Raw genomic sequence first — 22012 nt, 5'->3', positions numbered from 1 at the left:
CCGCCCCTCCGGCCCGTGTTGCAGCACGGCCGACGTCAAACCCCTTGCAGATCAACGTGGTTGAGCCTACGGGCAGGCCAAGCGGATGATCGAGGATTCGGGCGCCCGGCGTTGCGGAACGTCCTGGCGGTGCCGGATGGTGCCGGATGGTAAAAGCAGGCATGACCAACTTGCACTCTCCCTCCTCCTCGGCGGGCGTCCGATGACCGCCGGAATCGACACCCCCGACCGCCGGGGCCGCACCGGACTCGACCGCACCGGCAGGGACCTCACCGGCAACCCGCGGGTCAGGGTGCGGGACGTGACCCTCCTGTCCAGCTACTGGTACGTCGAGCGCACCACGACGTTCGACTTCCAGCACGCCGACGGCACCTGGAGCACCCAGGAGCGCGAGACGCACGACCGCGGCAACGGGGCCACCATGCTGCTGTACGACGCCGAACGCGAAACCGTGCTGCTCACCCGCCAGTTCCGCTTCCCGGTCTACGTCAACGGCCACCCCGACGGCCTGCTGGTCGAGACCCCGGGCGGACTGCTCGACGACGAGGACGAGCACCCCGAGATCGCCGTACGCCGCGAGGTCGTCGAGGAGACCGGCCACACCATCGGCGACGTCCAGCACGTCTTCGACGTCTACATGAGCCCGGGCTCGGTCACCGAACGCGTCAGCTTCTACGCCGCCACCTACGGCCCCTCGACCCACACCCACGAGGGTGGCGGCCTGGACGAGGAGGGCGAGGACATCGAGATCCTCGAACTGCCCTTCCGCCGGGCCCTGGAGATGATCCGCACCGGAGAGATCGCCGACGCGAAGACGATCATGCTGCTGCAGTGGGCGGCACTGGAGGGGCCGTTCAGCAAGTAGGAGCGGTAGACCGGTAGGAGCGGTAGACCGGTAGGACCGAGCCCTTGACTTGAAGTGCGCACGAAGATGAAGACTCCCGTTCGTGCCGCCCGAAGGCGGGCGCACGAACGGGAGGACACCATGAAGTACCGCACGATCGGTAGCGACCCGAACACCCGCCGTGAGGTCAGCGTGCTCGCACTCGGCGCGATGCTCTTCGGCTCCCGGACCGACGAGGAGACCTCCTTCGCCGTGCTCGACCGCTACGTCGAGGCCGGCGGCACCTTCATCGACACGTCCGACAACTACGCCTTCTGGGTCGACGGCGGCCAGGGCGGCCAGAGCGAGGAACTCCTCGGCCGCTGGCGGCGCAGCCGCGGCATCGGCGACGAGATCGTCATCGCCACCAAGCTCGGCGCCCGCCCCCTCGCCCCCGGCACGAGCTACGTCGACAACCCGGAGGGCCTCTCGGCGAAGGTGATCCGCGAGTCGGCGGAGCGCAGCCGCGAGCGCCTCGGCGTCGAGAAGCTGGACCTCCTCTACGCCCACATCGAGGACCACACCGTCCCCCTGGAGGAGACCGTCGAAGGCTTCGCCTCCCTGGTCGCGGAGGACACGGTCGGCCTGCTCGGCGTCAGCAACCACGCCGTCTGGCGAGTGGAACGGGCCCGCACGCTGGCGGTCGCGGACGGCCTGCCCGGGTACGAGGTGCTCCAGTACGAGCACAGCTACCTCCGGCCCCGGACCGACGTACCAAGCGATCTCTTCCCCGACGGCACGCTGGGCGCGGCGGGACCGGACCTGCTCAGCTACTTGAGGGCCGAGCCCGGCATGACCATGGTCGCCTACTCACCCCTCCTGAAGGGCACGTACGTGCGCCCCGACCGACCGCTTCTGCCGGGTTACGACCACCCGGGTACCCCGGCCCGACTCGCGGTCCTGCGCGAGGTGGCCCGGGAAACCGGCGCGACCGTCAACCAGGTTGTCCTGGCCTGGCAGATGGGCGGGGCACTGCCGATCATTCCCTTGGTCGGGGTGTCGTCGGTGGCACAACTGGAGGAGAACCTGGCAGCGGTGGAGCTGGAGCTCACGGAGGAGCAGCGGGGGCGGTTGGACGGGGTGCACTGAGGGCGACACCTGCACCCTTTCACCGGGCCCGGCGGTCACCCGCCAGGGTGACCGCGTGGCCCGGAAATCTCCCCGAGGTGTTCAGCTAGGCAAGGTGCGGATCGTCATTGGTGATGCCTGTCGCCACTCCGATGAATGTGTTACCGGTCGAAGCGCCCAGAGCACCCTTGTAGTTGTAGATAGCCCACTGCATGCCGCTGAACGTGTTGTCGTACACATTCGCGCCGATGTAGTAGTTGATGCCGACGCCGAACTTGTTCGTGCTTCCGATGTCGTGGATGTTGTTGCTGAAGACGTTCACGTTCCTCGCGGCGTTGAACGGACCGCCATTGATGCCGATGATCAGGATGCCGTCCGTGAACCTGGTTCCGCTGACGTCGTTGTCGTGGATATTGATGTTGTTGGCTGCCGCGTTCTGGAAGCCGCCGTAAACGATGCCAGGCAACGTGCCCGTACCGGTCGTGGAGCCGCCGACGATCGTGTTGTGGTGAACGAATACGTCGGAAAGGGTGTCTGTGGAGGAGTTCGGCTCAAGGTCGATGGGACCGGGCATTCCGGAACGCGAGCACTTGGTAAAGGTGTTGTTGTGCACCTCGATGTGCGTTCCGGCGATAACGGAAACACCGTTCCGATTGAAGTAGTCGGATGTGAACTTGTTGTTCGGTCCGATGGTGCAGTTCTTGCCGGAACTCCCGATGTTCACGTAGACGCCGTCAGCGATGATGTTCCTGAACTCGCAGTTCTTGACGATCACATTGCTGACGTTGCCCTGGATCCGCACGCAGTGGCGGAACTGGGACCAGGTGGCTCCCTGGTTCGCGGCACGCCCGTCGAACTTGAGGTTGTCGATCGTGACGCCCGATCCACGCACCGTCAGGATCTCATCGCTCTGAGTGGTCGACTTGGTGGAGTTGTCCGGGAACCGAAGGGTGGAACCGTTGCCCTCGACGTAGCAGTTCGCCGGAATCGACAGCGAAGTGACCGTGTACGTCTTGCCCGCCGGGAAGACAAGGCGCTTGCCGGCGGCGGCATTGGCTGCCAGTTGGGGCGTGGGGTAGTCCGCCACGAGAACTTTGCCGCTGTCGCGGGAAGGGCGTAGTCCTGCGGCCAGAAGGGGAATTGACACTATCGCCAACATGGACCTTCGGGAGATGGGGCTGGAACTGGAGAGTATCTCCACCGGTGATCTCTGTGCTCCGAACAAACCAAGAACTCCATGCCTCTGGAACAATCATAACGGTCGGCGCTGCTCGATGGCGCACTCTACCTCACGTCTTCTAAAGCGCCAGTCCGGGTTTCCCAGGTGCTTTCCCTGAATTGATCTTTATCGGTGCTGTCTCTTCGGGGACCGTGAACATGTCGCAGAGATGGCGGCTTCCACGTCTTTCCGCCGGCCAATTACTCGGCCGAAGGCCGCCTGTCTGTACGGCAGTTACCGACGAGAGCGATCAGACATCATGGGCATCGGCAACCGAGCGGAGCCGGTGAAGTCCAGTGCCCGTCACTCCGCCGCTGCGGTGAAGCGGTCGAGCAGCGCGTCCAGCCCGGTCGCCAGGCCCTCAGGCCCGCCCCGTGCGGCGAGTGCGGGGGCGGTTTCCCGGAGCCGGGGCAACTCGTGCGGCGGCATGCGGTGCAGTCCGAGACGGAAGCCGGGGTCCGGCTCCTCGGGGTTGTCCACCATCAGCCGCAGCTCCGCGGACACGTAGCCGAGAAGCCACGCGGTGTAGGCGCGGAACGCGGCCGTGACACGGGCCTCGTCCAGACCGGCCTCACTGAGCAGGGTGAGCACCCTCTCGTGGTCCTTCAGGACGGCGAGGGGGCGCTGGGCCAGCGGGACCGCCAGCATGCGCGTGGTGAGCAGCGGGACCGCCTGGGGATGGGAGAGGCAGACGTCGTACGTCGCCGTGGCGATGCGATGGAGTTCGCTGCGCCAAGCAGCCTTCCCCGCGCTTGTGCCCGGCACGGCGGCCAGCCGTTCCTCCAGCTCGAGGTACAGCGCCTCCACCAGGCCGTCCAGAAGGGCGTCCTTGCCCTCCGCGTACCGGTAGAGCGCCATCGCCTCCACGCCGAGCTCGGCGCCCAGCCTCCGCATGCTCAGCGCGGACAGGCCCTCCCGGTCCACCAGCTCCAGGGCGCTGGCCAGCACGCGTTCGCGGCTCAGCCGTCCGTAACGGCCGCGGTCGCTGGCGCGGCGTGCCGGACTGGCTCCGGCACCCTTCCCGCGCGCTTTCGCCTGCTCCTTGGCCATGCCCCGCCTCCAAGTGGTCGACCTGCGCCATGTCCCGTTTGTGTTGACTCTATACACCCGCAGGTGGAGAGTGTACGTATACGTCGTAAATATACGTCTTATGTAGGTACGGCGGCGCCATCCCGCCGCGCGAGCCACCGGGAGCGAGAAATGACAGTCCACCGTCTCCGGCCCCGGCAAGAATCCGCCGATCGTGCCCGGCCCGCCCTGAACGGTGCGCCTCCCACCGATGCCCGCACAGCGGAGCCCACGGGTGCGCCGGACGTGCCCTTCGCCGTGACCTGGATCAGCCCGGAGGCCCGGAGGGCAGCACAGGACGTGCTTGCCTCCGGCTGGGTGACCACCGGTCATCAGACGGAACTCTTCGAGAGCGAGTTCGCGGCACACGTCGAGGCCGAGCACGCCATCGCGGTGAGTTCGTGCACGGCGGCGCTCGAACTGGCGCTGCGTGCCCTGCGGCTGCCGGCCGGTGGGGCAGTGTTGGTCCCGGCCGTGACCTTCTGTGGCGCCGCACACGCGATCCTGCACGCCGGACTGCGGCCTGTGCTGGTCGACGTCGATCCACGCACGGCGACACCGACTCCGGCCACCGTCGCCCGTGCTGTCGTCGCCTGTGGCGATCCCCAGGCGATGATGGTCCTGCACTACGCCGGGGCCCCGGCGCCGGTGGCCGAGCTGGCGGAGGCCGCGGGACTGCCCCTCACGCACGTCGTCGAGGACGCCGCCCACGCTCTGGGGACGTCCGTGGGCGACCGGTCCGTGGGAAGTCTGTCGAGAGCGACCTGCTTCAGCTTCTACGCCACCAAGAACCTGCCCATCGGTGAGGGCGGCATGGTGACCACGGACGACGCGGAACTCGCCGTGCGGATCCGCCGCGCGAGGCTGCACGGAATGTCCGCCGACGCCTGGCGACGAACGCTGCCGGGTGGCCGCTGGCAGTACACCGTCGAGGAGCCAGGCCTGAAGGCCAACATGACGGACGTACAGGCCGCCATCGGGCGAGCCCAGCTCCGTCACTTCGACGACTGGCAGCGACGGCGGCACGCCCTGGCCGCACAGTACGAGACGAGGCTCGCGGCCGTTCCCGGGATCGAGCCGCTTGACGTCCCCACCCTGGGGCGGCACGCCCGCCATCTGTACGTGGTGCGGGTGCTGGAGGAGTACGCGACCGGCCGCGGCGAACTGGTCGACAGGCTGGCAGGGCATGGCATCGGTACCTCCGTCCACTTCATCCCCCTGCATCACATGCCGTACTTCCGGCGCACCGCTCTCATGCCGCTCGGCGGCCTTCCGGGAGCCGACGCCCTCTTCCCACAGTTGCTGTCCCTGCCACTGCACCCGCTCCTCACCGAGCAAGCCGTCGACCGGGTCTGCGCTGAGCTGGCCCGACTCACGCCTCGAAGGGTCGCTGCAGCACGTAAGCAGGTGAGCCGACCGGCTCGGCCACGCAGCGTCATGGTCCATCCATACTCGGAGGGCCCCTGATGTTCGCGCGCCGCCAGTGGCACCAGTGGACGCCGAGGCAGGCTCCCCGGAGAGGCCGCCGACGGCACCGTGGGCTGCTGTTCCTGCTGATATGCGTGGTGGTGGCGGCGCTCGGTGTGCTGGGACTCGGTGTCGGCGGCACATGGTGGGCCACTGAGCACTACGGCGACCAGGTCAAGCGGATACCCCACGTCTTCCCGCAGGGCCCGCGGCCCGAGGCCGGCGAGGGCACCACGTTTCTGCTCGCCGGTGTCGACAGCCGTTCCGCGAAGCCCACCACCGGGGACGACGCCACAGCCGATCTGTGGAAGGTCGGCGCCCAACGCAGCGACACCCTGATGCTGGTTCATCTCGGCCCCGGGGAGCACACGTCGTACACGGTGTCGATACCCCGAGACAGCTGGGTGCCCATCCCCGGACACGGACACGCGAAGATCAACGCCGCGTTCTCCTGGGGCGGTCCTCCGCTCCTCATCCAGACGGTCGAGCAGCTCACGGGAGCCCGGGTCGACCACTTCGCCGTCATCGACTGGCACGGCTTCAGGTCACTCACCGACGCGGTCGGCGGGGTGCCCATCGCCGTGTCCGAGAACTCCTACGACCCCGAGCAGGGGCGGCGCTTCCAGGCGGGGACCCACACCATGAACGGCGAGGAGGCACTCTCCTACGTCCGGCAGCGCCACGGCCTGCCCGGCGGGGAGCTGGACCGCATCAAACGGCAGCAGCAGTTCCTGCGGGCCCTCGTCGACGAGATCCGCGGCGAGGTGAGCGTCACCGACCCGCTGAAGGTCGACCGGATGCTCGACGCCGTCACCCGCACCGTGAGCGTCGACCACCGGCTGTCCAACGGCGACCTGCGCGACCTCGTGTTCGGACTGCGCCACCTGGACTCCGCGGACGCCCATTTCACCACCGCGCCGATCGTCCGGTCGGACATGATCGACCGCCAGTACGTCCTGATTCTCGACCGGGCCGGCTTGCGACAGCTGTGCCAAGAGTTCGAGACCGGGCGCCTGCCCGGCATCGTGAAGTGAGGCCGTCCCGTGCGCCTCCGTCACCGTATGAAGCGATTCCCGGACCAGTCGGCCACGTCGAACCCGGCGGGGCAGGGCGAACCGGCGGACGTGTGCGCCACCGTGTCCGCCGGCCCGGCCCGGAGCCTCGCCTCCGGCATGGGCTTCAGCGCGCTTGCTCAGATAGCGCCGCTGCTGACCAACCTGGCGCTGACGCCGTACCTGATCCATCGGCTGGGACTGGACCGGTTCGGCGTCTGGTCACTGGTCCTGGTCTTCCTGGCCACCCTCACCGTGCTGGACGGCGGAATCGGCGCCTCACTGGCCCGCTTCTACGCCTACCACGGAGCCCGCGGCAACCGAGAGGGAACGGGTCGACTGGTCGTCGGGTCGGTAGCGGTCTTCCTCGCGCTGGGCGCGCTCGTCACCGGGCTCGCCGCGCTGATCGGCCCCGCGGTGGTATCCGTACTGAGCGTTCCACCAGCGCTGACAGAGGAAGCCGAGCACCTGCTGCTGGCTCTCGGCCCGCTCCTCACCCTGGCCCTGATCTCCAACTCCGCCATCGCACTGCTCCAGGCGAACACCCGCTTCCGCAGCCTGGCGGCCGTCAGTGCAGGATCGTGTCTGACCTACGGCGTCGCCGTGACGATGTTCGTCAAGGACGGGCAGGACCTGGTACTGCTCGCGGTGCTGACCACGATCAGGTACCTGCTGGTGACGGTCGGGGGCTTCTGCGCGGGGGCACGCCACATCCGCATCCGGCGACCGCTGCTGCCCCGGCCGACCGAACGACGTGAGTTCGTCGGATACGCCTCCCGCATGCAGTTGTCGGGCTTCACCGTCTTCCTCAACGGAGAGATCGACGCCCTGGTGGTCGCCGCGCTGCTGCCGGTGCGGTACGTGGGCATCTACGCCGCCGGATACCTGGCCGCCAACGCCTTGCGCAGCCTGCCGCTCTACGCCTTCCCCCCGATCCTGACTCGAATGACCCACGTCTACGCGGCACACGGACTCACCGGAGCGATACGGGAGTTCCACGTCCTGCAGTCCCGCTGGCTGCCCGTGGTTCTCACCTACGGGGCGGTGACGATCACGGCGGTGGGGCCGGCGGTCCTGGTGTGGCTGGGCCCCGAGCTTGCCCTCAGTGGAGCGGTGGCCGCCGTTCTGCTGGTCGGCTACGTCGTGCAGGTGGCGTTCACCGGGATGCGTACCTGCTTCGTCCGGTCGATCGGCCGACCTGGGCTGGAGACCCGGTACTCCTGGTGTTCGACGGTGGTGAACCTGGCGCTCACGGTGCCGCTGACCCTGCTGTTCGGGGTCGTCGGTGTCGTCATGGCGACCTCGATCGGACTCGTCGCGGGTTCCCTGTACCTCGTCGTTCTGTGCCGGCGGCTGGCGGGTCTGCGGGACCGGCACCTGCCGAGGCGATGGGTGTCGGCGACCGTGACGGCCGTGATCACCGCCGGTCTCGGAGAGCTCTTGATGCTGAGGCTCGGATGGCACGGCGCGCTGCCGCTGTTGCTGGCCGGTCTCCCGGTGCTGGTCGGCCTCGGTATCGCGTGGTCGCTCATGGCCCGCGAACTCATCCACGCTCCGCACACGCCGGAACGAGTGCCCGTCAAGGAGGAGGCATCATGACCCCAACCACCCTGGACAGGCCCGGGGTTCGGCAAGGCAAGCGTGTCCTGATCGTCGCTCAGCTCGACGGGTACGCGAACAGCGTCAAACCCCTGGCCATCGAACGGTTCCTGCGCGAACACGGTCACGACGTGCACCTGGCGGACACCAACTGCCTGGCCCGGGCATCCAGCACCGCTGGCTCCCTCGGCCGGATGCTCCCGGGATCCGCGCGCCCCGCAAAGCTGGCGCTGTACGCGAACGACGTCGTGTCCAAAGTGCTCACCCGGCGGTGGCGCCTTGGACGACGTCACCTCTCGTACTACGTGCTGCTGACGGACCACCATCTGCGCCGGCGCATCCTCAAGACCGATCTGGCACTGGACGACTTCGACCTCGTCATCTGCGAGACCCCGTTCGACGCCGGTGTGCTCACGACGGGCACAGCGGCCGAGACCCTCTATGACTGCCCCAATCCCTGGGCCGACGAGGTGTTCTACGAAGGCCGGCTCACCGCTCGGCAGCACCGGAAGTTCCGCCGCTGGGAAAAGGACTTTCTGGAAGGAATGGAACACCTGTCGTTCTCCTGGGAGACCTACGGCCGGTACGCCCAGGCACATTACGGGCTCAGCGGGGACAACTTCCTCCAGCTCAACTGGGGTTGCACCCCTGCGGCCGAACGGGTGCGGTTCGCCAGTCCGCCGCGCGTGGCGTACGTCGGGTCCCTCAGCGGCCAGTTCATCAACCTCCCCCTGCTCGGACGGCTCAGTCGGCTGTACCCCCACATCGACGTCTACGGCGGCCCGCCGCCGAACCCGTCCCTCGGCATCCGCTACCGCGGCTATGCGTCTCCCGAGGTCCTGAGCGAGTATCAGTTCGGACTGATCACCTGCACGAGGGATCCGATCCGGGAAGAGGGCTTCTCGGCCAAACACCTGCACTATCTGGCATACGGTCTGCCCGTCCTGGTCCCGGCCTGGCGGCGCCACCTTGACCTGCTCCGAGGATCGGTGCCCTACACCGAGGAGAACTTCACCACCGTCGTCGACTCGCTGAACGACGAGGCCGGGTGGAACGCGGTCAGCCACGAGGCATACGAACAGGGACGGCGACTGGACTGGAACCGGACCCTGGAGCCGCTTCGACGGTTGCTGGACGAATCGCTCGGGCGACCCGAGCGGGAAGCCGCGGCGGCAGTGAGGTCCGAGTCCCCATGAGCACCGCACCCGGACGCCTCACCGTCGACATCGTGATCGTCAACTGGAACGCCGGTCACCACCTCGGAAACTGTCTGCGCTCCATCGCCCGAGCCGACCAGTCCGTGCTGCATGTCGGCAAGGTGGTGGTCGTCGACAACGCGTCGAGCGACGGCTCCGACTGGAACCTTCACGTCACAGGCCTGCCGCTCCGGTGGGTGAGGAACACCGAGAACCATGGTTTCGCCCGGGCATGCAACCAGGGCGCGGCGTTGTGCGACTCAGAGTTCCTGCTCTTCCTGAATCCGGACACCGAGCTCTGTCCGGACACCCTGCGGATCACCGGTGAGGCTCTGCGGACGCCCGGCGCGGCAGGCTTCGGGATCTTTGGGGCACACATGGTGGACGAGCAGGGACGCCCGCAGGTCTCCTGCTCCAGGTTCCCCAACCCGCGCATCTACGTCGGCAGGATGACAGGGCTCGACCGGCTGGCGCCCGCTCTCTTCCCGACTCATCACATGCGACCGGAGGAAGTGCCCCGCTCCGGTCCTGTCGATCAGGTCATAGGCGCGTTCTTCCTGGTACGCCGCCCCCTGTTCACCGAACTGAACGGCTTCGACGACGGCTACTTCCTGTACCTGGAAGAGGTTGACTTCGCCCTGCGGGCTCGGAGGCTGAGCTGGCCCTCGTACTACATCAAGGAAGCACGGGTCCATCACGTCGGCCAGGTCAGCTCGGTTCAACTCGGACCGTGGCGGCACTACCTGCTGCTGTGCAGCCGTACCCGTTACATGTTCCGGCACTGGCCGAAGTACCAGGCGTGGCTGATCACGGCCCTGAGCCTGTCCGTGGAACCGGTGGCCCGGATGGTCGGGGCGGCGCTGCGGGGACAACGCGTGGAACTGCGGGCCACGCTCGCCGTTCACCGGGAGTTCCTGCGGTGGCTCCGTCGCGATCACGAGCTGGGCCCGCCGTCGGCACCGCCCGCTGCGGCACGGCTTCGTCAGACGGCGACATCACAGCGCGCGCGCCCTGCGCACGCAAGGAACGCTCGGAAGGCAAGGCAATGAGATTCACACGGGTTCTGGTCACCGGGGGGCAAGGGTATCTGGGTTCTGTCGTAGTCGACCTGTTGTCCCGCAGCGGATTCGAGGTCGTGTCGCTGGACAGCGGCTATGTGACGGACACGCGGGCCGCTCTGCCTCATGTGACGTATGTGCAGGGGGACGTGCTGGATCCGGCGTCCTGGCAGACAGCTCTGGCGGATGTCGAGGCAGTGGTCCACCTCGCCGCGATCGTCGGAGATCCCGCGTGCGGGGTCGATGAGGACCTGGCGATGAGGACGAACTACCTGGGCACGATCCGAGTCGTGGAGGCATGCAGGAAATTCGGTGTGGGGCGGATCGTCTTCGCGTCCACCTGCAGCAACTACGGGAGCACCGAGGGCGAACAGGTCGACGTCTGGTCCCCCCTCAACCCCCAGTCGGTCTACGCGCAGACGAAGGTGCTGGCGGAGCACTATCTCCTCTCGCCGCACGGGGGCGGACCGGAGCCCTGCATTCTGCGCTTCGCGACCCTGCACGGCCTGTCGCCCCGCATGCGCTTCGACCTGGCCGTGAACATCATGACGGCCAGCGCCCTCGCACAGGGCCGCATCGTGGTCCAGGGAGGATCTCAGTGGCGGCCCTTCATCCACGTTCGTGACGCCGCCTCGGCCATCCTCAAGTGCCTCAGACGAAGGCCGGGTTCGCAGGCCGTGGTGTACAACTGCGGCTCGAACGAGGAGAACTACCTGATCAAGGATCTCGCCGAACTGATTCGGCACGAGGTCCCCGGATCGGTGACCGACATCCTCGGGGACGTACAGGACCTGCGGAACTACCGAGTGGATTTCTCCCTCATCCGACAGACGCTCTCGTTCACGAACAGTTTCCGTGTCGTCGACGGCGTACGCGAGATCCGCGACGCGATGATGAACGGCGCATATGACGACTACCTCTCGCCGCGTTACAGCAACCATCTACGTGCCCTTGATGTGTCGCACCAAGGAGCGCTCTGACCATTCAGCGAGAGCCCGCCCGTCGGTGGACGTTCCGCGCGGCGTCCAGCAGGACGGGTGGGGTCACGCGCTCCACGGCCCTGCGGGCGCGTCCCTGGCGTTCCCCCGGCCGTGCCTGGTAGACGGTGCTGTGCTGGGAACTGCGTTCCTCCGCCGGGCGGCCGTTCGTGTAGTAGTAAAGCGCGAGCGAGCGCCGGGTCCGATCGGGCGGGCAGGCCAACGGGTCCGGGTGGCCGTGGTAGGAGAAGTCCGTCGTCGCAAAGACGACGAAGCGGTTGAACACGGGAAGGACGTCCGCCACGGCGTGCGTCATCTTCCTGTCCCACAGCTCCAGGGCGCCACCGTAGGACTCCTCCCAGTCCTTGTTCAGATAGACGATGACGTTCAACCGGCGGTCCAGGCGCAGCTTCTCGTGCCAGTTGAAGTCCGCGTGCACCTTGAGGAACCCACCTCGCTCGATCTGATGGAGGCCCCCGCCTTCGAAATACGGATCCGGCACGAGGCCGTCGATTCCGGTCAGCCGCTCGAGAAAGCCAAGGAAGGTGGCCGAGTTGAACTGAGTGAGCAGGTGTCGGGTGAACTCCCCGAAGAATGCGTCCCCTTCACTTGCCAGCTTCTTCGAGGTCGCTCGCTCGAATGTCTTCCAGGGGACCTCGCCGGGCTTGGGGAACTCCGACAGGACCGTGTCCAGGACCCATTCGGGCAGGAAGTCGTCAAGAACGATGTGGGGAAACGGCTCGGCCGTGCGGAAACGGTCGCGATGCAGGTCGGCGAGGTCCGACAGGTGCTCATCCGAGAAGTAGTAGGAGTCGAACATGATTCACCCTCACCGTAGGTGTTCAGCTCTCCTTGCGAATCTATGTCTCCGGGCGCGAGCCTGCCACCGGGGCCGGCTCGGCCGTGTGTCTCTCCGGCATCTTTGCCGTGGCGCTGCGGCAGGCACCGATCGGCATGAGCGTGGCCGCGAGGAGCGCGAAGGTCAGCGAATTGCTGATGTCGAAGGCCCAGGGGCGTTCCGTAACCGAGCCCAGCAGGACAGGGAGCAGGACACAGGCCGCGGCGGGCACCCCTCTGGCGCCGTCCCGGAACAGGAGATACACCAGCAGCGCGACGAAGAGGACGACTGCGACCACTCCGCCCGCGTACAGCACGTCGATCCACTGATTGTGCAGCGAGGGGGATACGGCGGCGGGAATCTGTCCCTCCGGGTACTTGGCCGACCACGCCTTGCCTCCGTACCCGAGAAGTGGCGAGTGGGCCCACTCCTCCTTCGCCATGTCCCAGATGGCGGCGCGTAGCCGCAGGTCGCCGAAGTACTCATGGCGGAGCGGCACGACGACGCCCATGACGGCCGTGGGGAGGAGGACGGCCATGGCAAGGAGGTTGCGTCCGGGTGTACCTCGTACGACGTCTCCGGGCTCCTCGTCCGGGAGCCGCGGGCGCAGCACAGCCAGCAGTATCACTGTGGCGACCGCCGCCGCGCCGGCGAGCACACTCCCGGTGGCAGCTGCCAGGAAGGCGAGGTAGCAGGCCAGGAAGATCCGCACTCTTCCGCGCAGCCCCAGCCAGACGAAGGGCACGCACATGATCAGCAGCAGGCCGAAGATGTTCTCGTTGGTGAAGACACCCGCGTAGTGGACTCCGAGAACATTGCACGCGTTGTCGGCGCGGCACGAGCGTATGACGCTGGCCGGTTCTATCAGCGCCTCGACCCCGCCCAGCACGGTGAACAGCATGGCGACCGCGGCGCCGCCGAGGAACGCGGAGCGTCCTGGACGCCCGACTGCCGCCGCGAGCAGGACCGCCAGCAGTGTGAGCTGTCTCGGCGTCCACAAGGGCTGACCGTGAAGACCGTCGGACGCACAGAGGGTCAGGACGATCACGAAGGCGATGAGCGGTGCGCCGTTGAGGCGGGCACGGGCGACCAGCAGCCGGTAGAGGATGAACGCCACACATGCGACCAACAGCAGGCCGTTGGAGACCACGCCGATCCTGTGCACCGACTCGGGGAATCCGATCACGGCGTGACCGAGGGGATCCAACCGCTCCTTCCGGCCCGAGCTGATCACGTATGCGGCGGTCTCCGCGTTGGCCAGCGCGCCGACCAGTAGGACCAGGGTCGCGGTGAGGTCCCAGTCCCTGAAGGCGTGGGCTCTGCGGAAGGCCACCGCCCAGGGGATCAGGGCCAGCAGGGCCAGGATCCCGATGATCAGCACCGAGGTGGACTGCTCCTGCGGCATGCGCAGCCTCCCTGTACCTAGTCGCGGTGGCCGGCCCGGGCGTGGACGCCGGTCGACACAGGCGCCGGTTCACCCTGAGGTGTCGGCCGGCGGCCGGGGACCGGGGCGTCGGCCGCCCTCGTCGCCTCGCTGCCGGGGTGGCGGCCGTTGAACCTCTCGGCGGGCAGGCCGGTGAGAACGGCGCCGAGGACGCGTGCGTGGACGGAGTCCAGGCTTTCGAGCGCACGGCGGACCAGGTCGTAGCGCATCTTGCCGGTTCGGACGACGAGAAGTACGGCCTCCGCCTCCGAGGCGAGGATCGCCGCATCGGCGTAGGGGAGCAGCGGAGGGCTGTCCACGACCACGAGATCCGCGTCCGCCTCAAGGGTGCGCAGCAGGTGCGTCATGTACGGGGACGGGAGCAGTGCGCTCGGGTCCGGTGGCGGAGTGCCGCCTGGCAGCACCCGCATCAGCCCGTTTCCCCAGCTCTGGAGCGCGACGTCGAGTACTGCCTCACCGGTGACCACGTCGGTCAGTCCGGGCGTGTCAGGAAGGTCGAGTGCCCTGGCCAGACGTGGTCGGCGCAGATCCCCCTCGACGAGCACGACACGCCGCCCGGTCCGCGCGACGTTGGCCGCCACGTCGATGGCGGTCTCGGTTCTGCCCTCGGCGGGCAAGGCGCTGGTGATCAGCAGCGAGCTCGGCATGCGCCCGTCGCTGGAGAAGCGAAGACGAGTGGTCAGCTGGCTCAGCGCCTCGTCTCGCCTTGTCGTGCCGACGACCTGGCTGGAGAGGGCGTGACCCCGTGGGGGCTTCGGCAGAGCACCCAGGGTGGTGATGCCAAGACGGCGCCGGACGTCGCCCGCGGAGCGGACTGTGGCGTCGAGTGACTGACGCAGTACGGCGCCTGCGGTGCCGACGACGAGACCGCAGAGCAGCCCGATCACCAGGTTCAGTGCCGGGCGGGGGCTTGTGGGTGACGACGGCGGTCCGGGGTCACCGATAACGCTGGCCTTCACCAGCGGTGGGGCGTTCGTGGACGCCTTCTCGATGTCGTCGATGTACTTCGTGAACTGGACTGCGGTCTCGTCGGCGATCGCCTGCGCGCGTGCGGCGGATCGCTCCTGCACCCGGATGTCGACCAGGGTCGTGTCCAGGGGCGCCTGTGCGCTGATCTTCTTCGCGAGTTGCTCGGGTGTCATGTTCAGATTCAGGTTCGCTATGACCCCCTGAAGCACAGCGGGACTGTTCGCGATCTTCGTGTAGGACTTCACCCGCTGCTGTGTGAACAGACCGCCCGCGTACGCGTTGGAGCTGTCCTTGTCGTTGGTGGCGACGAAGAGCTGCGCCCTCCCCGTGTACGTGCGCGGCGTCACGGCCGTCACAGCGACCGCCGCGCCAAGTCCCAGCAGGACGCACACCACGACGAACCGCCAGCGTCGGCGCAGCACATCGATGAATTCGCGGAGATCCATGCGAGCTCCTCCAACTGCCCGTACTGCCACCTTGACTCCTGACGGACATCAAGGCATATTCCTGTTTACAACGTAAATGTACGGTATCAGCGTTAAGCGTCGGATGTGAAGCCATGGATCGTCACCCGGATCACTGCGCTGTCACTCCCTACAACCGGAAGGCAGGCAGCTCGCGGGTCCGCGTCTTCGAATGGCTGGACCGTGTCGACACCGACTTCACCGTCAGCAGCTATGCCTCGCTCGCCGATGCCGCCCCGTCCCGTCTCGCCCGGCATCCCATGGCCGTGGCGCGGGCGGAACTGCGACTGCGCCGGCTCGCGACCGCGCGACCGAGCCGTCTGCTGCTGCACCGGGAGGCGTCCCCGCTCAGCCGCGGCTGGTGGGAGCGCCGCCTGCTGTCGAGCGCCGAGTTCGCCGTGTACGACTTCGACGACGCCCTGCAGTGGGACCGGGGTGACGGAGGCCTGGCGCGCAGGCTGGCACCCAAGGCCGACAAGGCGCGGACCGCCGTGCGTCACGCGGACCGCGTCATCGCGGGCAACGACGTCCTCGGGGACTGGGCCGCGCAGCATCATCGCGATGTCGTGGTGATCCCCAGCTGTGTGGCGCCGGAGGACTACACGCCGAAGACCTCCTACGCGCTGCACGACCCACCACGGCTCGGCTGGATCGGCTCGCGCGACAACGAGGCGTACCTGCTGCTGTTGGCAGGAGCGCTCGAAGAGCTCCACCGCCGTAGCGGCGCCCGCCTGACCCTCGTCGGTACGACGCAGCGTTCGCTGGGCCGTCTGGAAGCCTTCATCGACCGTGTCGCCTGGAGCCCGCACAACGAGCGAACCGCCCTGGCCGGCCTCGACATCGGCCTGATGCCTCTGCCTTCGACCGCCTACAGCCTGGGCAAGTGCGGCTACAAGCTGCTCCAGTACGGCGCCGCGGGCGTGCCCTCGGTGGCCACGCCGATCGGGGTGAACGCCGACATCCTGCGCCAGTTCCGGATGCCGGCCGCCCGCGACGGCGCTGAATGGACCGAAGCGGTCCAGGAACTGCTGGACGGCTCGGACGCGGTCCGGGAGCGGTTGGGGCGCGCAGCCCGCGCCGTCGTGAGCCGCCGGTACTCCTACGACGCCTGGCTCTCTCGATGGACGGCGGCTCTGGAACTCCCCGGGCCGCCGTCATGACGGCGGCAAGCAAGGAAGGGACACCCTCCATGGACACCACTGACGATCTGCGGCACCACGCTCTCCCGCGCATGACTCCGGTGCGTCTCACTGTGCCTCGTCGTGCCCTGGACGTCTTCGTGTCGCTGGCGCTGCTCGCGCTCCTGTCACCACTGCTGCTGTTCCTGACCGTCCTGGTGCGCACCACGAGCGGCGGGCCGGCGATCTTCCGGCAGCGGCGCATGGGGGAAGGCGCACGCGAGTTCACCCTCTACAAGTTCCGCACCATGCGGCAGGACGCCTCGGGTCCCGGGCTCACCTGTTCCTCCGACTCGCGCGTGACCGGCACGGGGTGGCTCCTCAGGCGCTTCGGCCTTGACGAACTGCCGCAGCTGTTCAACGTATTGCGCGGGGACATGACGCTGGTCGGCCCGCGCCCGGAGGCGGCCGACCTGGCTCACCGCTACCCGCCCCAATACCACTGGGTGTTCCGTCATCGCCCCGGCCTCACAGGACCGTGTCAGCTTCGTTCCCGCTCCGACGCGGTGCTGCTCGAAGGGAGGCCGGACCCCGAGGAGTACTACCTCGAGGTCATGGTCCCGCGCCGCGCCGCGATGGACGAGGAACTCCTGGCGCACCTCACCCCGGCCACCGTGGCGCTCTTCGTCGCGCGCACGCCGTGGTACCTCCTGTCCGCCGCCTGGGACGGGTCCGGGAGGTCCTCAGGGGGAGTGGGCGGGGATACGGGCCGGTGCACCGAAGGAGGCCGATCCTGATGCGTGCCGTCGTGACCGGAGCAGCCGGATTCATCGGCTCCCACCTGTGTGAGCATCTGTTGTCCTGCGGCGACGACGTCACGGGCGTCGACGCCCTGACGGACTTCTACGATCCCGCGTGGAAACGGGAGAACCTCCACTACCTGCTGGACCAGGACCGTTTCACCTTCCGGCAGGACGATCTGCTGGCGGCCCCCCTGGAGCCGCTCCTCGCCGACGCCGACGCGGTCTACCACCTCGCCGGACAGCCCGGCGTGCGAGGCTCCTGGGGACCGGAGTTCGCCGTCTACGTGGAACGCAACGTCCTGGTCACCCAGCGCGTTCTGGAGGCGGCCCGTGCCACCGGCCTGCGTCGGCTCGTGTACGCCTCCAGCTCGTCGGTCTACGGGGACGCCGAGACGTACCCGACCAGGGAGACGGCGCGGCCCAGACCTGTGTCCCCGTACGGCGTGACCAAGCTGGCCGCGGAGCATCTGTGCGAGACGTATCGCACCGCTTTCGGCGTGCCGGCCGTCTCCCTCCGGCTGTTCAGCGTCTATGGCCCCCGGCAACGACCCGACATGGCGTTCTCCAGGCTGGTCACGGCTGCGCTGGCGCAGCGTCCCTTCGCGCTCTACGGAGATGGAGAACAGAGCCGTGACTTCACGTATGTCGCGGATGTGGTCACTGCCATGCGCCAGGCCGCGCTCTCCTCGTGGACCGGCGTCGCCAACGTGGGCGGTGGTTCCGAGGTGACGATGAACCAGGCCGTCTCCCTGCTCCGGCTGCTGGGTGCCTCCGTCCGTGTGGTGCGGGTACCGCGCCGGGCCGGTGACGCGCGCCGTACCGCCGCCGACATCACGCTTGCCCGCGAGGCCTTCGGCTTCCGGCCCACGACGGGCGTACGGGACGGCCTCGCGGCGATGGTGGAGGCCGCACGGGTGGGCCGGCCGGTGTCGGCCGCCTGACGTCCGGGCGGTGTCAGACCTGAGCTCCGCGGTAGTAGGTCAGGATCTCCCCGGGCGACATCTCACCGTCCTGCTTGCGACCCAGGAAGTAGTAGGCGGTGGCGTCATCCATCGCGTACCTCGCCGACACCAGACGATCGAGGGTACGCAGCCAGAACAGCAACCCCCGCGCCGCCTGGCCCGCGCGACGGGAGCGGGCCAGGCCGCGGACCAAGTGGTCGACACTCCACAGAAGTTGGGTGCCGGGGCCGCTGACGGGGCCGGCGGCGAGCTCCTCGAAGCGGCGGAAGAGGTAGCGGTGGCCGCTCGCGGTGAAGCGCGTGAAGTCGTGGGCGCCGGCGTGCACTTGCTGCAGAAATGGGGTTTCGGCGTAGACGAGCCCCTCCTCCTTCAGGACCCGGTGGATTTCCGCGACGACCCCGGCCGGATTGAGTACGTGTTCCAGAACGGCCTGCACCAGCACCGCGTCGACGCTCGCCGCGGGCAGCGGGATCTGGTGGGCGTCCGCGATCAACTGCGTCACGGGACTGCCGACGATGTCGAAGCCGATCACCTGGACACGCGGATCGCGGTAGATCGCGCCCACGCCGTTTCCGACGGTGGCGCCGCCGACGACGAGCAGCCGCGGCGCGCGACCGGAAAGGCTGCGCAGCAGGAGCTCGACGTTACGGGCGGCGACGCGGTTGGGCGGTTTGAGGGCGCGGCGCAGGGGTGCCGGAAGACCGTCGGCGCCGGTGGAAGGGGGCGGCCTCCTGGAATCCGTGCCGTCGGCCCTCGCCATGACTGCCTCGCGGTCCACGACGCTGCGCTTGAAGTCGACGAGGACCGGCCACCGGCCTGCGACGGGGAAGGACGAGGGCGCGTGGCAGGGGCAGTCGGTCGCGGTGCAGTTGAAGCCGCCGAGCCGCGCCACCAGCGGCGACCTGCAACGCGGGCAGACCAGTAGATGCTCGATCGCCTTCCTGTCGGCCAGGACCATGTGCGTTCCTCCTGCGGTCTCCCACGGTCATCCCGTATGGACCATCTTCCGATGAATTGACCTGCAATGCCCGATGAGCGATGATGTACGTATACGTCGTAAACATACGGCTTTGGACGGGATGATCGACCATGCTGAACGCGACGCGTGTGACCGGTTCGGGGCAGTCGGCCAGGAATGCCGTGAACTGGCCCGCGCCGCCCCCGCAGGTAGCACCGGCGGCGACGCTGCCGACACCGCCGGTGCTGCCCCGCATCAAGGTCCTGCACGTCATCACCCGCTTCGTGGCGGGAGCCGGTGGCAACACACTGCTGTCGGCCGAGGGAATGGACCCCGAGCGGTACGAGGTGTGGATCGCGGGCGTCCCGGGGGGCGACCTCTGGGACCGGGCACGTGCCGCCGGGCTGCGCACGGTCGAGATACCGGGGTTCCGGCACACCCTGACCCCCATGGACCTGCTGGTGCTGTGGCGGCTGGCGCGCCTCATCAGACGCGAGCGGTTCACCGTCGTGCACACCCACTCGGGCAAGGGCGGCTTCCTGGGGCGGGCCGCCGCACGGCTGTGCCGCACGCCGGTGGTGGTGCACACCTTCCACGGCTTCAGCTTCCACCCGTACATGTCCCGCCGCAGGCGCATGGCGTACCGCTGGCTGGAACGGGCGACACGGCGTTTCACCCACGGGTTCCTCGCCGTCGCGCCGCGCGTGGCCGAAGAGGCGGTCGAAGAGCGGCTCGCCCCGCCGGGCCACGTCCACGTGGTGCCGTCCGCAGTGGATCTGGGGCACATCCCCGAGCGGTTCGACCCAGTCGCCCGCCGTGTGCTGGGCGTGCCCCGTGAGAAGGCCCTCATCGGCACCGTCGGCCGACTCGACTACCAGAAGGCACCCTGGGACTTCATCCGCATGGCGGCCGCGATCCGTGCCGTTCGCCCCGACACCGCGTTCGTCGTGATCGGCGACGGGCCGCTGGAGGACGAGGCCCGGCGGCTCGCGGCCGAACTGGACGTCGACATCACCTTCACGGGGTATCGGCCGGACGCCGCGTGGCTGGTGGCCGGGCTGGACGTCTTCGTGATGACGTCGCTCTACGAAGGCCTCGGCCGGGCGCTCACCGAGGCGCTGGCCACCGGTCGCCCGGTTGTCACCACGGCCGTGAACGGTGTGCCCGACCTGGTCGAGCACGGTGCCACCGGCCTGCTCGTACCACCGGCCGACCCGGAGCGGGAGGCACAGGCGGTCGGCTGGTTGCTCGACCACCCGAGGGAGGCCGCCGAGATGGGGCGGCAGGGCCGTCGCCGGGTTCGTACGTCCTTCGATCCTCAGGCCATGTGCGCGGCCGTCGACGCCTGTTACCGCGACCTGCTCGGTCTGCCGCCCCTCCCTGGGCCGTCGGCCATCGGCCCGAGCCGTACCCAGGGGGCCGCCTCAGGCCCTTGACCCGAGTGCCGGGGTCCTTCCTTCTCGATCCCTGAACCGACCGGGCGTCCATCGGTGTTACGCCTCCGACAATGCGCCCACGACGGAGACCACCATGCGCCTGACAGTCATCGGCACCGGCTACGTAGGAGCCGTCCACGCCGCCTGCATGGCGGACATCGGACACGAGGTCCTCGGCGTGGACCTCGACCCGGAGCGGATCGCCGCGCTGGCCGCCGGCCGGCCCCCGTTCTTCGAGCCCGGTCTCGCCGCGATGCTCCAGCACACCGTGGACACCGGCCGGCTGCGCTTCACCACCTCACTCGACGAGGCCGCCCGGTTCGCCGACACGCACTTCGTCTGTGTCGGCACTCCGCAGCTGCCCGACTCGGGCGCCGCCGACCTGCGCCATGTCGAGGCCGCCGTGGACGGTCTGGCCGCGCAGCGGACCGGCCGAGGGGACGAGCCGGCCCTGGTCGTCGGCAAGTCCACCGTGCCGGTCGGCACGGCGGACCGGCTGGCCAGGCGGTTGCGTGTGACCGCCGGGCACGTCGACATCGCCTGGAACCCGGAGTTCCTGCGGGAGGGCTGCGCGGTCCAGGACACGCTGCGGCCGGAGCGCATCGTGGCGGGCGTCCGTACGGCGCACGCCGAGGCCCGGCTGAGGGAGATCTACTCACCCCTGACCGCGGCCGGCGCCCCCTTCATCGTCACCGACACCGCCACCGCCGAACTGGTCAAGCTCGCCTCGAACTCCTTCCTCGCCACGAAGATCTCCTTCATCAACGCCATGGCGGAGATCTGTGACGCCACCGGCGCCGACGTTCTCACCCTGGCCGGGGCGATGGGCGCGGACCCCCGCATCGGCTCCCGCTTCCTGGCACCCGGCCTCGGCTTCGGCGGCAGCTGCCTGCCCAAGGACATCCGGGCGTTCACCGCCCGCGCCGAGGAACTGGGGCTGGGCGAGTCCGTGGCCTTCCTCCGGCAGGTTGACGAGATCAACACCCGGCAGCGGCGGCGGACGGTCGACCTCGCCGAGCAGGTGGTCGGCGGCTCCTTCACGGACCGCAGCGTCGCGGTCCTCGGTGCCGCGTTCAAGCCCCGCAGCGACGACGTGCGGGACTCGCCCGCGCTCGCGGTCGCGGAGGCCGTACGACGTCGGGGCGCGCAGGTCCGCGTCCATGACCCGGAGGCGGTCGACAACGCCCGAGCCTGCCACCCGGCGCTGCAGTTCGCGCTGGACGTGAACAAGGCGTGCGAGCAGGCCGACGTCGTACTGCACCTCACCGAGTGGCCCCAGTACCGGGACCTCGATCCGGCCGCCCTGGCCACGGTCGTACGGACCCCCGCCATCGTCGACGCACGCCACACTCTCGACCCGGATGCCTGGCGCTCCGCGGGCTGGACGCTGCGCGCACCGGGCCGACCCCGGCTCGGCTGACCCGGGAGGAGGA

The 22012-nt window shown here is 68.5% G+C and carries 19 protein-coding genes; 13 read left to right on the top strand and 6 right to left on the bottom strand.

Annotated features, from left to right (window positions below):
• The first annotated feature begins 202 nt into the window (after positions 1-202).
• Positions 203-865: an NUDIX domain-containing protein gene (locus OG252_RS09640; RefSeq protein WP_266450522.1), complete on the top strand. Its 663-nt coding sequence runs from the start codon at positions 203-205 to the stop codon at positions 863-865.
• Between the two features lie 120 nt (positions 866-985).
• A complete protein-coding gene (locus OG252_RS09635) occupies positions 986-1972 on the top strand; it encodes an aldo/keto reductase (protein WP_329335241.1) in 987 nt (328 codons plus the stop codon).
• A gap of 85 nt (positions 1973-2057) precedes the next feature.
• Here OG252_RS09635 and OG252_RS09630 read toward each other — a convergent pair whose 3' ends face one another.
• Positions 2058-3038: a hypothetical protein gene (locus OG252_RS09630; protein ID WP_266450527.1), complete on the bottom strand. Its 981-nt coding sequence runs from the start codon at positions 3036-3038 to the stop codon at positions 2058-2060.
• A 435-nt stretch (positions 3039-3473) separates the two neighbouring features.
• Positions 3474-4220 carry a TetR/AcrR family transcriptional regulator gene (locus OG252_RS09625; RefSeq protein ID WP_329335239.1) on the bottom strand — a complete coding sequence of 249 codons (747 nt, stop codon included), beginning with the start codon at positions 4218-4220 and terminating at the stop codon, positions 3474-3476.
• 264 nt (positions 4221-4484) lie between these two features.
• Here OG252_RS09625 and OG252_RS09620 point away from each other — a divergent pair, with 264 nt between their 5' ends.
• From OG252_RS09620 to OG252_RS09595, 6 genes are read left to right on the top strand one after another with little or no spacing between them, the layout of a single operon-like run.
• Positions 4485-5705 carry a DegT/DnrJ/EryC1/StrS family aminotransferase gene (locus OG252_RS09620; RefSeq protein ID WP_329335237.1) on the top strand — a complete coding sequence of 407 codons (1221 nt, stop codon included), beginning with the start codon at positions 4485-4487 and terminating at the stop codon, positions 5703-5705.
• Positions 5705-6739: an LCP family protein gene (locus OG252_RS09615; protein WP_329335235.1), complete on the top strand. Its 1035-nt coding sequence runs from the start codon at positions 5705-5707 to the stop codon at positions 6737-6739. The genes OG252_RS09620 and OG252_RS09615 overlap by 1 nt, the downstream gene beginning before the upstream one ends.
• A gap of 27 nt (positions 6740-6766) precedes the next feature.
• Positions 6767-8356: a polysaccharide biosynthesis C-terminal domain-containing protein gene (locus tag OG252_RS09610; protein WP_266450534.1), complete on the top strand. Its 1590-nt coding sequence runs from the start codon at positions 6767-6769 to the stop codon at positions 8354-8356.
• Positions 8353-9552: a hypothetical protein gene (locus OG252_RS09605; RefSeq protein ID WP_329335232.1), complete on the top strand. Its 1200-nt coding sequence runs from the start codon at positions 8353-8355 to the stop codon at positions 9550-9552. Before OG252_RS09610 ends, OG252_RS09605 begins: the two co-directional genes overlap by 4 nt.
• Positions 9549-10601: a glycosyltransferase family 2 protein gene (locus tag OG252_RS09600; protein WP_266450537.1), complete on the top strand. Its 1053-nt coding sequence runs from the start codon at positions 9549-9551 to the stop codon at positions 10599-10601. Before OG252_RS09605 ends, OG252_RS09600 begins: the two co-directional genes overlap by 4 nt.
• Positions 10598-11590, top strand: a complete 993-nt coding sequence (locus OG252_RS09595; RefSeq protein ID WP_266450539.1) for an NAD-dependent epimerase/dehydratase family protein — start codon at positions 10598-10600, stop codon at positions 11588-11590. Before OG252_RS09600 ends, OG252_RS09595 begins: the two co-directional genes overlap by 4 nt.
• A 4-nt stretch (positions 11591-11594) precedes the next feature.
• Here OG252_RS09595 and OG252_RS09590 read toward each other — a convergent pair whose 3' ends face one another.
• From OG252_RS09590 to OG252_RS09580, 3 genes are read right to left on the bottom strand one after another with little or no spacing between them, the layout of a single operon-like run.
• Positions 11595-12407 carry a 2OG-Fe(II) oxygenase gene (locus tag OG252_RS09590; RefSeq protein ID WP_266450541.1) on the bottom strand — a complete coding sequence of 271 codons (813 nt, stop codon included), beginning with the start codon at positions 12405-12407 and terminating at the stop codon, positions 11595-11597.
• 40 nt (positions 12408-12447) lie between these two features.
• On the bottom strand, positions 12448-13830 hold the full coding sequence (locus tag OG252_RS09585; protein WP_266450543.1) for an O-antigen ligase family protein: 1383 nt from the start codon (positions 13828-13830) through the stop codon (positions 12448-12450).
• 17 nt (positions 13831-13847) lie between these two features.
• Positions 13848-15284, bottom strand: coding sequence for a polysaccharide biosynthesis tyrosine autokinase (locus tag OG252_RS09580; protein ID WP_266450544.1), 1437 nt, complete (start codon positions 15282-15284; stop codon positions 13848-13850).
• Between the two features lie 113 nt (positions 15285-15397).
• Between OG252_RS09580 and OG252_RS09575 the strand changes: the two genes are divergently transcribed.
• Genes OG252_RS09575 through OG252_RS09565 form a run of 3 tightly spaced genes read left to right on the top strand, consistent with a single transcriptional unit; the run spans position 15398 to position 18164 of the window.
• Positions 15398-16462, top strand: coding sequence for a glycosyltransferase (locus tag OG252_RS09575; RefSeq protein WP_266450546.1), 1065 nt, complete (start codon positions 15398-15400; stop codon positions 16460-16462).
• 29 nt (positions 16463-16491) lie between these two features.
• A complete protein-coding gene (locus OG252_RS09570; protein ID WP_329335226.1) occupies positions 16492-17217 on the top strand; it encodes a sugar transferase in 726 nt (241 codons plus the stop codon).
• The gene (locus tag OG252_RS09565; RefSeq protein WP_266450549.1) at positions 17217-18164 is read left to right on the top strand and encodes an NAD-dependent epimerase/dehydratase family protein; all 948 of its coding nucleotides are present in this window, start codon (positions 17217-17219) and stop codon (positions 18162-18164) included. The genes OG252_RS09570 and OG252_RS09565 overlap by 1 nt, the downstream gene beginning before the upstream one ends.
• Before the next feature lie 13 nt (positions 18165-18177).
• Here OG252_RS09565 and OG252_RS09560 read toward each other — a convergent pair whose 3' ends face one another.
• Complete coding sequence (locus OG252_RS09560) at positions 18178-19143, bottom strand: class I SAM-dependent methyltransferase (RefSeq protein ID WP_266450551.1); 966 nt, start codon at positions 19141-19143, stop codon at positions 18178-18180.
• A gap of 131 nt (positions 19144-19274) precedes the next feature.
• On the opposite strand from OG252_RS09560, the gene OG252_RS09555 reads away from it, so the two are divergent.
• Together OG252_RS09555 and OG252_RS09550 are read left to right on the top strand one after the other, a co-directional pair.
• The gene (locus OG252_RS09555) at positions 19275-20579 is read left to right on the top strand and encodes a glycosyltransferase family 4 protein (protein ID WP_329335222.1); all 1305 of its coding nucleotides are present in this window, start codon (positions 19275-19277) and stop codon (positions 20577-20579) included.
• A gap of 94 nt (positions 20580-20673) precedes the next feature.
• On the top strand, positions 20674-21999 hold the full coding sequence (locus OG252_RS09550) for a UDP-glucose dehydrogenase family protein (protein ID WP_329335220.1): 1326 nt from the start codon (positions 20674-20676) through the stop codon (positions 21997-21999).
• Positions 22000-22012 lie beyond the last annotated feature (13 nt).

The sequence above is a fragment of the Streptomyces sp. NBC_01352 genome, from assembly GCF_036237295.1.
In the GTDB taxonomy this organism is placed as follows: domain Bacteria; phylum Actinomycetota; class Actinomycetes; order Streptomycetales; family Streptomycetaceae; genus Streptomyces; species Streptomyces plumbiresistens.
Note: the sequence above shows the minus strand (reverse complement) of the source record. Positions and strands in the feature narration are given on the sequence as shown.